Origin of the sequence: Pseudomonas sp. Irchel 3A18 (assembly GCF_900187465.1) — a bacterium.
Lineage (GTDB): Bacteria > Pseudomonadota > Gammaproteobacteria > Pseudomonadales > Pseudomonadaceae > Aquipseudomonas > Aquipseudomonas cichorii.
In genome coordinates this window covers 1-13,884 of record NZ_FYDI01000010.1, presented here as the reverse complement: position 1 = coordinate 13,884, position 13,884 = coordinate 1, and the positions used below count along the sequence as shown (strand labels likewise).

Below are 13,884 nucleotides of genomic sequence, written 5' to 3'. Positions count from 1 at the left end.
AGGTGTGCTCATGTCTGGCAAGGACCGCTCCTATATTGTCCTGCTCATGTTTTTCGGAGCGGGATGCCATGCAGGAAATGACAGCAGATGACGAGCGACTGGCTCTCCAGGCGTTGAGCCTGCTTGATCTGTTCGCCTTTAGCAGTGATGACACCGAACAGCGGATTGTCGCCCTGTGTCAACGCGCGGTGACGCCTTTGGGGGCGATCGCGGCGGTGTCTGTGTCGCCACGTTTCGTGTGTCTGGCACGCACGACTCTTGATCGTCTGCAGGCCCCGGGTATCCGGGTGGTGGCGTTGGCTAACTTCCCCTATGGCGGCCCATGCATCGAGCCTGTGGTGGCGGAGGTGCGTGCAGCGGTGATGTCTGGTGCTGACGAGGTGGATGTGGTCTATCCGTTTCGTGCTCTTCTGTCCGGCGACCAGCAGACCGGCATGGATATGATCACGGCCTGCAAGGCTGCGTGCGGCAGTCGCGTCGCGTTGACGGTTACCCTCGAAACCGGTGATTTGCGTGATCCTCAGATCATCCTGCATGCCTGTCGCAGTGCCATTCTGTGTGGTGCCGACTTTCTCAAGACCAGCACCGGTCGAGGGCTGGCCAGCACCACGCCGCAAGCGGTGCGCATCGTGCTGGAGTCCATTGCCGAGGTGGGCGGGCAGGTGGGTTTCAAGGTCGCCGGAGGAATCCGTACTTTTGCCGATGCAAGGGGCTTCATGGACATGGCGCGCTCCCGTTTCGGGCCGCACTGGATCAATGTCGACAGGGTGCGCCTTGGATCTTCGACACTGCTGGACGATTTGCTGGTGTGCCTGGGCGTACTGGAGCCGGACCTCAGGAAATCCTGAACGACAGGCAAAAAAAGACCCGGCAAAAAGCCGGGTCAAAAACCGTGATTAGCCTGATGAGGAGATAATCCTGAAAGTCCGAACCAAGGTCTTTCAGGTTATCGGCCAGTCTCGCGACCGGTTGTGATAATCATAACGATTCTCATTTCTAAGTCAACAGTTCTTTTTTCACGCATCAATGCCCCACCAAATCCGGTAGGAGCGAATTCATTCGCGAAGAAGGTATGAAGAAAGACATCAAAAAATCAACGCAACACAAAGCCCGCATGCATTGCGCACGCAGGCTTGATACAGGTGTTGCCTAGCGGGTGTGGTAGCGCATGCGGGTCCCGAAGGTCACCGACATGCGGATCTCGTCCGCCGATAGCTCTGGCGGGAAGAACGCGCCAGAGATTTGTGCATGCGCGATGCTTGCGCCTTCCATCGGGGTATGGCGCAAGTCCAGGCCGCGAAGGTCGGCAGAGCGAAAGTAGGCGTCGGTAAAATCGATGCCGCTCGGATCAAGAGCACGCAAGTCCAGGCCACGGAAATCCCCACCGACCATATCGATCGTGCCCGTTTTGGGCTTCTCCTGATTGAAGCCTTCGACATCATCTCTACGCAACAGCATGTAAAGCGGCGAATCGAGCTGCTTGGGCTGGCTCATGGGTGCCTCTGTGGTTCGTTGGAATTATGGCGCCATTATATCGCCATCATTGTCGAGCCGTGAAGCACTAGCTGCCCAACGGCTCGACGTTCATTTCACAGTCCTGGCAAGCGCTGGCGAAGGTTCTCGACCAGTTCTTCCAGATCACTGCTGTTGCTGGTTTCAACGTGCTTGCTGCGCAGGATTTCGTCCGCCTCAAGTGGCTCGCGACTGGCCTGCTGAGCCTCGATCACCTCCAGAGTGGCGTCCGAAGGGTCGCTGCCCTGTTCCTGGCGTTGTTTGAGCCAGCCGGCAATGACGGCCTGAGGCGCTTCGCAATCCAGAATCAGAAAAGGCACACCCGTTGTTTCGGCAGCTTTGGCCGCAGCATTACGTTGTTCGCGCTTGAGATAAGTGGCATCAATGACCACCGAGAAGCCAGCACGCAGAATGGTTTCTGCCAGAGCATGCAGACGGTCATAGGTTGCCTTGCTGGTTTCGGCACCATAAAGCTCGGCGCTCTCTGCGAAGAGGCGCTTGCGCTCGACATCCGAACGCAGGCGTATGGCGCCCAGCGATTCCACCAGACGCATCGCCACATGGCTCTTGCCCACGGCAGAGACGCCATGGGTAATGGCCAGGAAACTGGATGGAATGGCGCTGTAGTTTTCGGCCAGGTTGGCGTAGCTGCGATATTTGCTCAGCGTGGCGGCACGTTGGGCCTCATCGGCGTCGGCAGGCTGGCTGAACAGCGCGACCTTGGCCCGCACCAGAGCGCGATAGGCTTTGTAGAAGTTGAGCAGTTCCAGGCCCGCATAGTCGCCGGTCTGTTCCAGGTACTGGCTGATGAGGCGACGCGACAGGGATTTCAGGCCTCGGTCTTCAAGGTCCATGGCCAGGAAGCCGATGTCTGCGTAGACGTCGGTCATGCGGAATGGCTCGTTGAATTCGATGCAGTCGAAGATCACGACTTTACCGTCGATGACCGTGGCATTGCCCAGATGAATGTCGCCATGGCATTCGCGGATGAAGCCGTCTGCCTTGCGCTGGGCAAGCAGCGGCTTGAGGCGCTCGAAGCTGGACTCGGCCCAGGCTTGCAGGGAGTCAACTTGCAACAGATCGGCTTTTTCGCTGAGGAACGGGCGAATCTGCTCGAAGTTCTGCAGGACCGGCGCCATGACGCTGTCAGGAGAACCCAGCTCATTTTCGGTGGTGACTGTCGGCACGCTGAGGTGGGCGTCGGCAATCTGTTTGGCCAATTCGTCGATATGTCCGACTGTCAGTTCGCCTTTGGCTTGCAGGGAACTGAGCAAACCTTCCTGCGAGAACTGGCGCATCTTGAGGGCGTACTCGATGACTTCACCGCTGCCGCCCAGTTGCGGCGCTTCTACGGAGCCGGTGACCGGGATGACTTCCAGGTAGAGGCCTTCGGTCAGGCGCTGGTTCAGACGCAGCTCTTCATTGCAGAAGTGTTCACGAGCGGCAAGTGTGGTGAAATCCAGAAAGCCGAAATTGACCGGTTTCTTGAATTTGTAGGCATAGCTGCCGGTGAGCAGGACCCATGAAATGTGCGTCTCGATAACCCGGAAGTTCTCCACCGGATGGGGAAAGAGGGCGGGATTCTGCAGGGCTGCAATCAGTGACTGGCTCACGGACGATCCTTCAAGAGTTGATTCGGAATGTAAGTGCTCATGGCGGCCATTATGGCCGCTCGGCGCGAGGCTGCAAACCGCTGGTGCAGGTGTCTGTCGGTCGTTGGCAAAGTGCGTATAATCCGCGGCCATGACTCGATCTCGCACTTCTCGTACTTCCAAAAAACCAGCTCCCCGTGGCCTTCCCAAGTGGTTGGGCTGGGTGCTGAAGCTCAGTATCGTCGGTTTTGTGGCGCTGGCTTGCGTTGCCGTTTACCTGGACGCGGTGGTCCAGGAGAAGTTTTCCGGCAAGCGCTGGACCATTCCGGCCAAGGTCTACGCCCGGCCTCTGGAATTGTTCGTCGGCCAGAAACTGAGCCGCGATGACTTTCTCATCGAACTCGACGCGCTGGGCTATCGTCGCGAAAGCGTGGCCAACGGCCCGGGCGCGGCTGCAGTCAACGGCAATACAGTCGACCTCAATACTCGTGGCTTCCAGTTCTACGAAGGCACCGATCCTGCCCAGCAGGTTCGCGTGCGTTTTTCCGGCGACTATGTTGCGGACCTGACCTCCGGCAGCACCGGTGCAAAACTGGCGGTAGCCCGTCTCGAACCGCTGATGATCGGCGGCCTGTATCCGAAAAACCTGGAAGACCGGATCCTGATCAAGCTCGATCAGGCACCGCCGTATCTGCTCGATGCCCTGGTGACCGTCGAAGACCGTGACTTCTATAGTCATCTTGGGGTTTCACCCAAGTCCATTGCCCGTGCCATCTGGGTCAATACCTCGCAAGGGCAGATGCGTCAGGGCGGCAGTACGCTGACCCAGCAGTTGGTCAAGAACTTCTACCTGACCAACGAGCGCAGCCTCACGCGCAAACTGACCGAAGCCATGATGTCGGTGTTGCTGGAGCTGCATTACAGCAAGCAGGAAATTCTCGAGGCTTACCTCAATGAGGTGTTCGTCGGCCAGGACGGTCAGCGTGCGGTGCATGGTTTCGGTCTGGCCAGCCAGTACTTCTTCAGCCAGCCATTGTCGGAGCTGAAGATTCATCAGGTGGCGTTGCTGGTCGGTCTGGTCAAGGGGCCTTCCTATTACAACCCGCGTCGCAATCCCGAGCGTGCTCTGGAGCGTCGCAATCTGGTTCTCGACCTGCTTGAGCAACAGGGCGTTGCTACTGCGCAAGTGGTCGAGGCGGCCAAGAAGATGCCTCTGGGCGTGACCAAGACCGGCAGCCTTGCGGACAGCTCGTTCCCGGCCTTCCTTGATCTGGTCAAGCGTCAGTTGCGTGAAGACTATCGCGACGAAGACTTGACCGAAGAAGGGCTGCGAATTTTCACCAGTTTCGATCCGATCCTGCAGATGAAGTCCCAGGCGGCCATGGACGATACGTTCAAGCGACTGGCCGGGCGCAAAGGGTCGGACGAAGTGGAAGCGGCCATGGTCGTGACCAATCCCGAGACTGGCGAAGTGCAAGCCTTGCTGGGCAGTCGTCAGGCCGGATTCGCCGGGTTCAACCGTGCCATCGATGCCGTGCGGCCTATCGGCTCGCTGGTCAAGCCGGCGATCTATCTCACCGCGCTTGAGCGCCCGAGCCAGTACACCCTGACCAGTTGGGTGGCCGACGAGCCGTTTCAGGTCAAGGGTGCGGACGGCCAGGTCTGGAAACCACAGAACTACGATCGCAAGGCCCACGGGAATATTTTCCTGTATCAGGGGCTGGCGCATTCCTACAACCTATCGACAGCCAAGCTGGGTCTTGAGCTGGGCGTGCCCAATGTATTCAAGACCCTCGCCAAGCTGGGCGTGACACGCGAATGGCCAGCGTATCCTTCGATGCTGCTGGGGGCTGGCGGCTTGAGTCCGATGGAAATCGCCACCATGTACCAGACGATTGCCAGCGGCGGCTTCAATACCCCGATGCGTGGTATTCGCAGCGTCTTGACTGCCGAGGGTGAACCGCTCAAGCGTTATCCGTTCCAGATCGAGCAGCGTTTCGATCCGGGCGCCATTTATCTGGTGCAGAACGCAATGCAGCGGGTGATGCGTGAAGGGACCGCCAAGTCGGTTTACAGCGTCTTGCCATCGACCTTGAATCTGGCGGGCAAGACCGGCACCAGTAACGATTCGCGCGACAGCTGGTTTGCAGGTTTCAGTCAGGATCTGCTGGCAGTGGTGTGGATGGGGCGTGACGATAACGGCAAGACGCCGTTCACCGGAGCCAGTGGAGCCTTGCAGGTCTGGACCAGTTTCATGCGCAAGGCCGACCCGCTGCCGCTGGACATGGCAATGCCGGATAACGTGGTCCAGGCCTGGGTCAATGCCCAGACCGGTCAGGGGTCGGATGCCAATTGCCCGAATGCCGTACAGATGCCGTATATTCGCGGCAGTGAACCTCAGCCCGGTGCCTCCTGTAGCGGTAGCCCGGCACCCGCCGCTGAAGTGCTGGACTGGGTCAAGGGTTGGTTGAATTAAGCAATGAGGGTGTGACGTGAATAAATGGTTGATTCCGGCTGTAACGACCCTGGCGTTGCTCAGTGGTTGTTCCAGCGTGCAGCGTGGCTCGATCCCGGTCGTGGATTCGGGCTCCAGGGTTTCTAACAGCGAGCGTGTTTCGGCTTCGCGCAATACAGCTTATCGAGCCAATACTGCCCAGGCTCCGCAGGCCCAGGCTGTGCCGCAGGATTCCGGTGTGGTCGTGATGGTTCCGGGCAGTGGTGGTGCCGCAGGTGCCGGCCAGAGCTTCTCTGCGCCTTCATCCCAGTCCTCGTTCACCATCGACACGCCTCCGGTTGCTCAGCAGCCAGTCAATTCGGCTCCGGTGAGCAACTACAGCATGCCGGCGTCGTCGGCACCGACCGGTATTCCGTCCGGTTCGTCCGGCCTGTCGGCTGACGAGCAACTGGATGGCCCGGTACTGGCTCTGTTGACCACGGCTCAGCAGCAGCAAGGCAGCGGTGACCTCAACGGTGCTTCGTCGAGCCTTGAGCGTGCCCAGCGAGTGGCACCGCGCGAGCCGCAAGTGCTTTATCGTCTGGCTCAGGTGCGTCTGGCCCAGGGTGATCCAGCCCAGGCAGAACAACTGGCCCGTCGCGCCCTGACCTATGCCAATGGTCGTGCAAGCCTGCAGGCGAGCCTCTGGGAGCTGATCGCCCAGTCTCGTGAAAAGCAGGGTGATGCGGCTGGCGCAGCGCTGGCGCGTCAAAAAGCCCGGGTCAATCTCTGATGGATCAGCGTCTGCCTGAAGTGGCTGAGCAACTGTTGCTGATCGAGCGTGAACTGAGGGTCCTGGGCTGGTGGAGCGATACGCCGCCCAGTGAGGAAGCGCTTTCCAGCACCGAGCCGTTCAGCGTCGATACCCTGGAGTTCGAGCAGTGGCTGCAATGGGTTTTCCTGCCGAGGATGAAAATCATCCTGGAGCGGGATCTTCCATTGCCCAACTCGTCGGGGATTCTGGAAATGGCCGAAATGGTCTACGCCAGTCGTCAGAGTGAAGCACGCAAACTGCAGGAGCTTCTGGCGCAGTTTGACCAGCTGATCAGCCAGTCTTAACGGCAGTATTCGGCAATCGTCCTTTGCGTTTCTGCAACACGCGCCTTGCGTTCATCATCCGTGAGGCGCTTTGTTCCCCCCTCGGTCTGCTCACGCACTCTCGGATTGTTCTGCAGTTGCGCAAGGTTGGTGCGCAAGACTTCGCAATTGTCGGCCATTCTGGCTTCCTGAGCCCTCACCTGTTTCTTGACCTTGGCATCGATATCCTGCTGTTGAGGATCCGGCTCGCTGGCCGTTGATGCGGCAGGGGCGGTTGGTGGCTTTTGCACATTGATTTCTTCTACCTGCTGCCCGGCAGGCGGTTGCGCATCGAAATGCGTGACCCCTTGTGCATCGACCCATTTGTAGATTGGTGCGGCCTGGCTGGTTGTACTTACCGCCATCGAGAGTGCAGCCGCGAGGATCATCCAGCGCATGGTACTTCCTTGAAAATTCTGTGCGTCGCAAAGCTACCATATACAGTGCTCTGGAGTCCGGGTCTGTCCCCCTTATAAGCCGCTGCCTGGAAGAAAGCTCACGGATTACTTGACTTGCGGGGGGCGAATCACAACAATTCAAAGTTCGCTGTAGAAGGACTGCCAGAAGCAGACCGTCTCGGTAGATCATGAGGCGCACACCCGCGCCGACCTGTAACACCCGCAACGCGTTACCTCGCGCTGGGTGGGAATGTTCCGCAACACTCAGGGACATCCCAATACTTGCTCAGTCAGTGCTGACGTAGTCGGCGACCACCGTCGCTCATGCTCTGCTTGGCAGTAAAACCTAATAAGACCCGTTCCGTAGTGGACGGTATTCTGGCGTTTTAGAGGTGAACAACGTGGAGCTTTTATCTGGCGCTGAAATGGTCGTCCGCTTTTTGCGTGACGAAGGCGTTAAGTACATTTACGGGTACCCGGGTGGCGCCCTTCTGCATGTCTACGACGCGCTCTTCAAAGAACCGGCTGTAAATCATATTCTTGTTCGTCACGAACAGGCCGCCACTCACATGGCTGATGGTTATGCGCGCGCCACCGGCAAGGCTGGTGTGGTTCTGGTGACATCCGGTCCGGGTGCAACCAACGCCATCACCGGTATTGCCACTGCCTACATGGACTCCATTCCAATGGTGGTGCTGTCCGGTCAGGTTGCCAGCACCCTGGTGGGTACCGATGCGTTCCAGGAGACCGACATGATCGGTATCTCCCGTCCGATCGTGAAACACAGCTTCATGATCAAGCATCCTTCGGAAATCCCGGAAGTCCTGAAGAAGGCCTTCTACCTGGCGCAGTCCGGTCGTCCGGGTCCTGTGGTCGTCGATATTCCGAAAGACATGACCAACCCGGCCGAGAAATACGAATACGTATTCCCGAAAAAAGCCAAGCTGCGCTCCTACAGCCCGGCTGTCCGCGGTCACTCGGGCCAGATCCGCAAGGCCGTCGAAATGCTCCTGGCCGCCAAGCGTCCGATCATCTATGCCGGTGGCGGCGTGGTCATGGGCAACGGTTCCGAGCCGCTAACTGAGCTGGCTAAACAGCTCAACGCTCCGGTCACCAATACCCTGATGGGTCTTGGCTGCTATCCGGGCACCGACCGCCAGTTCGTGGGCATGCTCGGCATGCATGGCAGTTACACCGCGAACCTGGCCATGCACCACACCGATGTGATCCTGGCTGTAGGCGCACGCTTCGATGACCGCGTCATCAATGGCGCGAGCAAGTTCAGCCCGAACGCCAAGATCATCCACATCGATATCGACCCGGCTTCGATCTCCAAGACCATCAAGGCCGACGTGCCTATCGTGGGTCCTGTAGAGAGCGTGCTGACCGAAATGGTCGCGACCCTCAAGGACATCGGCGAGACCCCGAACAAGGAGTCCGTTGCCGCCTGGTGGAAGCAAATCGATGAGTGGCGTGCCGGTGGCGACCTGTTCCCTTACAACCGTGGCGATGGCAGTGTCATCAAGCCGCAGACGGTCATCGAAACCCTGTGTGAAGTGACCAAGGGCGAAGCCTACGTTTCTTCCGACGTGGGTCAGCACCAGATGTTCGCGGCTCAGTACTACCGCTTCAACAAGCCTAATCGCTGGATCAACTCCGGTGGTCTGGGCACCATGGGCTTCGGTTTCCCGGCCGCCATGGGCGTCAAGATGAGCTTCCCGGATGCTGACGTCGCCTGCGTGACCGGCGAAGGCAGTATCCAGATGAACATTCAGGAGCTGTCGACCTGCCTGCAGTACGGTCTGCCGGTGAAGATCATCCTGCTCAACAACGGCGTGCTTGGCATGGTCCGTCAGTGGCAGGACATGAGCTACGGTGCTCGTCACTCCCATTCCTACATGGAGTCGCTGCCTGACTTCGTGAAGCTGGTCGAAGCCTACGGTCATGTCGGCATTCGGGTCACTGATCTGAAAGATTTGAAGCCGAAAATGGAAGAGGCCTTTGCCATGAAGGATCGCCTGGTATTCATCGACATTCAGGTCGATGTAACCGAGCACGTCTATCCGATGCAGATCAAGGACGGCTCCATGCGCGATATGTGGTTGAGCAAGACGGAGCGTACATAATCATGCGGCACATCATTTCCCTATTGCTGGAAAACGAACCGGGTGCGTTGTCTCGTGTCGTCGGGCTCTTCTCGCAGCGTAACTACAACATCGAAAGCCTGACTGTGGCGCCAACCGAAGACCCGACCCTGTCGCGTCTGACGCTGACCACAGTGGGGCACGATGAAGTGATCGAGCAGATCACCAAGAACCTCAACAAGCTGGTCGAAGTGGTCAAGCTGGTCGATCTGTCCGAGAGCGCTCACATCGAGCGTGAACTGATGCTGGTCAAGGTCAAGGCTACTGGCGCTCAGCGTGCCGAGATCAAGCGCACCACGGATATTTTCCGTGGGCAGATCGTGGACGTGACTGCCAGCGTCTACACCGTACAGTTGAGTGGCACAAGCGACAAACTGGACAGCTTCATTCAGGCCATCGGCACTGCCGCTATCCTGGAAACAGTACGCAGTGGCGTGACGGGTATTGCCCGTGGCGACAAAGTGCTGAGCATTTAATTAACTCAATTAGCAAATGGCCTGAAGGCCTAGATAGATAACAGGGGAATTCCATGAAAGTTTTTTACGACAAAGACTGTGACCTTTCGATCATCCAGGGCAAAAAAGTCGCCATCATCGGTTACGGCTCTCAAGGCCACGCTCAAGCGTGCAACCTGAAAGACTCCGGCGTTGATGTCACTGTTGGCCTGCGTAAAGGTTCGGCTACTGTCGCCAAAGCTGAAGCTCATGGCCTGAAAGTGACTGACGTTGCTTCCGCCGTTGCTGCTGCCGACCTGGTCATGATCCTGACCCCGGACGAATTCCAGGCTCAGCTGTACAAGAATGAAGTCGAGCCTAACCTGAAGAAGGGCGCAACCCTGGCTTTCTCCCACGGCTTCGCGATTCACTACAATCAGGTCGTGCCACGCGCTGACCTGGACGTGATCATGATCGCGCCAAAGGCACCAGGCCACACCGTTCGTACCGAATTCGTCAAAGGCGGCGGTATCCCTGACCTGATCGCTGTTTACCAGGATGCTTCGGGCAACGCCAAGAACGTTGCTTTGTCCTACGCTTCGGGCGTTGGAGGTGGCCGTACCGGTATCATCGAAACCACGTTCAAGGACGAAACCGAAACCGACCTGTTCGGCGAACAAGCCGTTCTGTGCGGCGGTACCGTTGAACTGGTCAAGGCTGGCTTCGAAACGCTGGTTGAAGCTGGCTACGCTCCTGAAATGGCTTACTTCGAGTGCCTGCACGAACTGAAACTGATCGTTGACCTCATGTACGAAGGCGGTATCGCCAACATGAACTACTCGATCTCCAACAACGCCGAATACGGCGAGTACGTGACTGGTCCTGAAGTCATCAACGCTGAATCCCGTCAGGCCATGCGCAACGCTCTGAAGCGCATCCAGGATGGTGAATACGCGAAGATGTTCATCAGCGAAGGTGCTACCGGCTACCCATCGATGACCGCCAAGCGTCGTAACAACGCTGCGCACGGTATCGAAGTCATCGGCGAAAAACTGCGCTCCATGATGCCTTGGATCGCGGCGAACAAGATCGTCGACAAGAACAAGAACTAAGTTCTTCTGTTCTCAAAGGACGCGGCCAATTGGCCGCGTTTTTTCGTTATGAGGCCAGTGTCTGGTATAAAGCTGCATCGTTTGCTGGCGAATGTTCGTCGCAGACACCTGTCGAACCTTTTCAAACCGCTGCAAGGTAATGTCCATGAGCGAACGTCCTGAAGAGCCGAACAAGGCCTCTGACGCCGAAAGTCTGCTACCTATCGATGAACATGTTGAGGAAGGCCACGACGCCGAAGGGCGCAAGGTCCGTCATCGCGGGATCTATCTCCTGCCAAACCTGTTCACCACTGCGAACCTGTTCGCAGGTTTCTACTCCATCATCAGTTCCATGAGCGCCCAGAGTGCCTTGAGCGCAGGTGATTCGGTCGCCGCGAGCAAGTACTTTGCTTTTGCTGCCATCGCGATCTTTATCGCAATGGTCCTCGACGGTCTTGATGGTCGTGTTGCGCGCATGACCAATACCCAGAGTGCTTTTGGCGCCGAGTACGACTCGTTGTCCGACATGGTTGCCTTTGGCGTTGCCCCGGCATTGCTGGCATTCGGCTGGGCACTGGGAGATATGGGCAAGGTCGGCTGGATGGTCGCCTTCATCTATGTCGCTGGCGCAGCATTGCGACTGGCCCGTTTCAATACCCAGGTGGGCAAGGCTGACAAACGCTACTTCATCGGTCTTGCCAGCCCGGCTGCGGCGGGTGTGGTTGCCGGTACGGTCTGGGCTTTCAGCGACTTCGGTATCCAGGGGTCGAAACTGTCTTTTCTGGTGGCCTTGCTGGTCGCCGCGGCAGGCATGTTGATGGTCAGTAATATCAAGTACAACAGCTTCAAGGAGCTGGATCTGAGAGGTCGCGTCCCGTTTGTTGCGATTCTGGTGGTCGTATTGGTATTCGCTGTAGTGTTCAGTGATCCGCCGCGCATTTTGCTGCTGATTTTCCTCGGTTATGCGCTATCGGGGCCTGTTCAATACCTGTTACATCTTCGTCGCCACAAGTCCGCCGACTGATCGGATATCCCTCATACTTCGTAGACTGTAGGTGCATAAGCTCACCAGGTTTACGGAGTCATCATGCTGATCAAGTTACCTTCGACGTCCGACTCCAGAGAGTCGGACGTTACACCTGAGAAAATCTATCTTTCACGTCGCACGCTGTTGGCAAGCTCACTGGCTGGTCTGGCCGTTACGGCCATGCCGCGTCTGGTGAGTGCACAGGACCCGTCGCGATACGCCGATGTCGAGGTGGGGAAGGCGCCCGCCTGGTTTTCCGAAAAACTGCCGGGTACCCGGTGGCAGGCCGTCAACGTCAAGGATGAGGCGATAACGCCCTTCAAGGATGCGACCCACTACAACAACTTCTATGAGTTCGGGACTGATAAAGGTGATCCGGCTCGTAATGCCGGTTCATTGAAGACCGAGCCGTGGAGTGTGGTCATTGATGGCGAGGTGGCCAAGCCGGGTCGCTATGCCCTGGAAGACTTCATGAAACCCTACCAGTTGGAAGAGCGTATCTACCGGCTTCGCTGTGTGGAGGCCTGGTCGATGGTGATTCCCTGGATCGGTTTCCCTATCTCTGCATTGCTCAAGCAGGTGGAGCCGACTTCGAAGGCCAGATACATCCGTTTTGAAACGCTGCAGGATCCTCAGTCCATGCCTGGGCAACGATCCGATTTTGCCCTGATCGACTGGCCTTATGTAGAAGGGCTGCGACTCGATGAGGCCATGAATCCACTGGCCATCCTTGCGGTCGGTATGTACGGGCGGGAATTGCCTAACCAGAACGGTGCGCCGCTGCGACTGGTCGTTCCGTGGAAGTACGGTTTCAAAAGCGTGAAATCCATCGTGCGGATCAGCCTCGTCGCCGAGCAACCGAAAACCACCTGGCAAAGCATCGCGGCCAATGAATATGGCTTCTATGCCAACGTGAACCCTACGGTTGATCACCCGCGATGGACTCAGGCCCGCGAGCGTCGCTTGCCGAGCGGGTTGTTCAGTCCCAACCTTCGCCAGACCGAAATGTTCAACGGCTATGCCGAAGAGGTCGCTTCCTTGTATGCCGGCATGGATCTGAGGAAGGACTATTGATGCGATATCCGTTCTGGCGTGTTGGCGTTTTTCTGGCTGCCTGCGTTGCTCCTGTCCTCTGGTTCTATCAGGCCTGGATATTTGCGTTGGGGCCTGATCCTGGAAAGGTGCTGGTTGAACGGTTCGGTTTGGGGGCGTTGATCCTGCTGCTGATTACCCTGGCGCTGACGCCTTTGCAGCGAATGACAGGTTGGGCAGGGTGGATCGCAGTTCGCAGGCAGGTGGGGCTGTGGTGTTTTGCCTATGTGGTCCTGCATATGACGATGTATGCGCTGTTTATCCTCGGGCTGGACTGGGGGCAGTTGGGTGTCGAGCTGGTCAAGCGGCCCTATATCATTGTCGGCAGCCTTGGCTTTCTCGGGTTACTGGCCTTGGCGGTGACATCCAATCGATATAGCCAGCGTCGATTGGGCGCGCGCTGGAAGAAGTTGCATCGGCTGGTTTACGTGATTCTGGGGTTGGGTTTGCTGCATATGCTGTGGATTGTCAGGGCTGACCTGAAGGAGTGGGCTTTATATGCAGTCATTGGTTCGGTATTGCTTATCTTGCGAATCCCAATGATTGCCAGGCGAATCCCCCGGATTGCTACCCGCAAGGCAGCTAGTTCCATAAAAAGGTGAAATTAAGTGTTGACGGGCGATTTAATGTCTCTATAATTCGCCCCACTTCCGGCGCAGACGGAACTGAAAAAGCCTTGTAAATCAATAGTTTGCAAGTGTTTAGCGGTTCTGGAGTCGAGCTGGAAGTGCTTCGATCATGGTTGGATCGACAGCGGTGTGAGAAAGCGTTTGACACAGCCTTCGGGTCCTGTAGAATTCGCCTCCCGCTGACGAGTAACCTGAGGTTGATCGAAGCGCAAGTGGTTGAAGTTGCAAAGGAAACTTTGAAACTTATTGAAATAACCGCTTGACAGGTACAGAGGGTGCTGTAGAATGCGCGCCTCGGTTGAGACGAAAGGCTCAACCCACCGCTCTTTAACAACTGAATCAAGCAATTCGTGTGGGTGCTTGTGGTGTAAGACTGAAGTCAACAGATTATCAG

Annotated in this window: 13 protein-coding genes and 1 pseudogene; 10 read left to right on the top strand and 4 right to left on the bottom strand. The window is 57.3% G+C overall.

All coding sequences use genetic code 11. The features are described from left to right. The first annotated feature begins 68 nt into the window (after positions 1–68). Positions 69–848, top strand: coding sequence for a deoxyribose-phosphate aldolase (gene deoC, locus CKW23_RS18650; protein WP_025258531.1), 780 nt, complete (start codon positions 69–71; stop codon positions 846–848). 301 nt (positions 849–1,149) lie between these two features. Here the strand turns inward: deoC and CKW23_RS18645 are convergent, their stop codons facing one another. Together CKW23_RS18645 and CKW23_RS18640 are read right to left on the bottom strand one after the other, a co-directional pair. Further along, on the bottom strand, positions 1,150–1,494 hold the full coding sequence (locus CKW23_RS18645) for a pentapeptide repeat-containing protein (RefSeq protein ID WP_095068110.1): 345 nt from the start codon (positions 1,492–1,494) through the stop codon (positions 1,150–1,152). 95 nt (positions 1,495–1,589) lie between these two features. Then, positions 1,590–3,125, bottom strand: coding sequence for a bifunctional aminoglycoside phosphotransferase/ATP-binding protein (locus tag CKW23_RS18640; RefSeq protein ID WP_095068109.1), 1,536 nt, complete (start codon positions 3,123–3,125; stop codon positions 1,590–1,592). Between the two features lie 130 nt (positions 3,126–3,255). Between CKW23_RS18640 and mrcB the strand changes: the two genes are divergently transcribed. From mrcB to CKW23_RS18625, 3 genes are read left to right on the top strand one after another with little or no spacing between them, the layout of a single operon-like run. After that, positions 3,256–5,580, top strand: coding sequence for a penicillin-binding protein 1B (gene mrcB, locus CKW23_RS18635; protein WP_095068108.1), 2,325 nt, complete (start codon positions 3,256–3,258; stop codon positions 5,578–5,580). Between the two features lie 16 nt (positions 5,581–5,596). Then, a complete protein-coding gene (locus CKW23_RS18630) occupies positions 5,597–6,331 on the top strand; it encodes a M48 family metallopeptidase (protein ID WP_051427714.1) in 735 nt (244 codons plus the stop codon). Further along, positions 6,331–6,657, top strand: a complete 327-nt coding sequence (locus CKW23_RS18625) for a YqcC family protein (RefSeq protein WP_025258535.1) — start codon at positions 6,331–6,333, stop codon at positions 6,655–6,657. Before CKW23_RS18630 ends, CKW23_RS18625 begins: the two co-directional genes overlap by 1 nt. Here CKW23_RS18625 and CKW23_RS18620 read toward each other — a convergent pair. Beyond that, positions 6,654–7,073 carry a DUF4124 domain-containing protein gene (locus CKW23_RS18620; protein WP_025258536.1) on the bottom strand — a complete coding sequence of 140 codons (420 nt, stop codon included), beginning with the start codon at positions 7,071–7,073 and terminating at the stop codon, positions 6,654–6,656. The two genes, CKW23_RS18625 and CKW23_RS18620, sit on opposite strands and share 4 nt — an antisense overlap. 401 nt (positions 7,074–7,474) lie before the next feature. Between CKW23_RS18620 and CKW23_RS18615 the strand changes: the two genes are divergently transcribed. From CKW23_RS18615 to msrQ, 6 genes are all read left to right on the top strand, one after another. After that, on the top strand, positions 7,475–9,199 hold the full coding sequence (locus tag CKW23_RS18615) for an acetolactate synthase 3 large subunit (protein WP_025258537.1): 1,725 nt from the start codon (positions 7,475–7,477) through the stop codon (positions 9,197–9,199). A gap of 2 nt (positions 9,200–9,201) precedes the next feature. Beyond that, positions 9,202–9,693, top strand: a complete 492-nt coding sequence (gene ilvN, locus CKW23_RS18610) for an acetolactate synthase small subunit (RefSeq protein WP_025258538.1) — start codon at positions 9,202–9,204, stop codon at positions 9,691–9,693. Positions 9,694–9,746: 53 nt separating this feature from the next. Then, positions 9,747–10,763, top strand: coding sequence for a ketol-acid reductoisomerase (gene ilvC, locus CKW23_RS18605; RefSeq protein WP_025258539.1), 1,017 nt, complete (start codon positions 9,747–9,749; stop codon positions 10,761–10,763). A gap of 145 nt (positions 10,764–10,908) precedes the next feature. Continuing rightward, entirely contained in the window at positions 10,909–11,766 is an 858-nt protein-coding gene (gene pssA / locus CKW23_RS18600; protein WP_025258540.1) for a CDP-diacylglycerol--serine O-phosphatidyltransferase, read from the top strand. 63 nt (positions 11,767–11,829) lie between these two features. Then, complete coding sequence (msrP, locus tag CKW23_RS18595; RefSeq protein ID WP_025258541.1) at positions 11,830–12,843, top strand: protein-methionine-sulfoxide reductase catalytic subunit MsrP; 1,014 nt, start codon at positions 11,830–11,832, stop codon at positions 12,841–12,843. Beyond that, the gene (gene msrQ, locus CKW23_RS18590) at positions 12,843–13,463 is read left to right on the top strand and encodes a protein-methionine-sulfoxide reductase heme-binding subunit MsrQ (protein WP_025258542.1); all 621 of its coding nucleotides are present in this window, start codon (positions 12,843–12,845) and stop codon (positions 13,461–13,463) included. Before msrP ends, msrQ begins: the two co-directional genes overlap by 1 nt. A gap of 134 nt (positions 13,464–13,597) precedes the next feature. On the opposite strand, the pseudogene CKW23_RS26805 reads toward msrQ, so the two are convergent. Then, a pseudogene (locus CKW23_RS26805) lies at positions 13,598–13,884 on the bottom strand (hypothetical protein); the annotation flags it as partial.

Coding starts and splice junctions, on each gene's coding strand:
- deoC (WP_025258531.1), top strand. CDS start 69: ATGCAGGAAATGACAGCAGATGACGAGCGACTGGCTCTCCAGGCGTTG.
- CKW23_RS18645 (WP_095068110.1), bottom strand. CDS start 1,494: ATGAGCCAGCCCAAGCAGCTCGATTCGCCGCTTTACATGCTGTTGCGT.
- mrcB (WP_095068108.1), top strand. CDS start 3,256: ATGACTCGATCTCGCACTTCTCGTACTTCCAAAAAACCAGCTCCCCGT.
- CKW23_RS18625 (WP_025258535.1), top strand. CDS start 6,331: ATGGATCAGCGTCTGCCTGAAGTGGCTGAGCAACTGTTGCTGATCGAG.
- CKW23_RS18620 (WP_025258536.1), bottom strand. CDS start 7,073: ATGCGCTGGATGATCCTCGCGGCTGCACTCTCGATGGCGGTAAGTACA.
- ilvN (WP_025258538.1), top strand. CDS start 9,202: ATGCGGCACATCATTTCCCTATTGCTGGAAAACGAACCGGGTGCGTTG.
- ilvC (WP_025258539.1), top strand. CDS start 9,747: ATGAAAGTTTTTTACGACAAAGACTGTGACCTTTCGATCATCCAGGGC.
- pssA (WP_025258540.1), top strand. CDS start 10,909: ATGAGCGAACGTCCTGAAGAGCCGAACAAGGCCTCTGACGCCGAAAGT.
- msrP (WP_025258541.1), top strand. CDS start 11,830: ATGCTGATCAAGTTACCTTCGACGTCCGACTCCAGAGAGTCGGACGTT.
- msrQ (WP_025258542.1), top strand. CDS start 12,843: ATGCGATATCCGTTCTGGCGTGTTGGCGTTTTTCTGGCTGCCTGCGTT.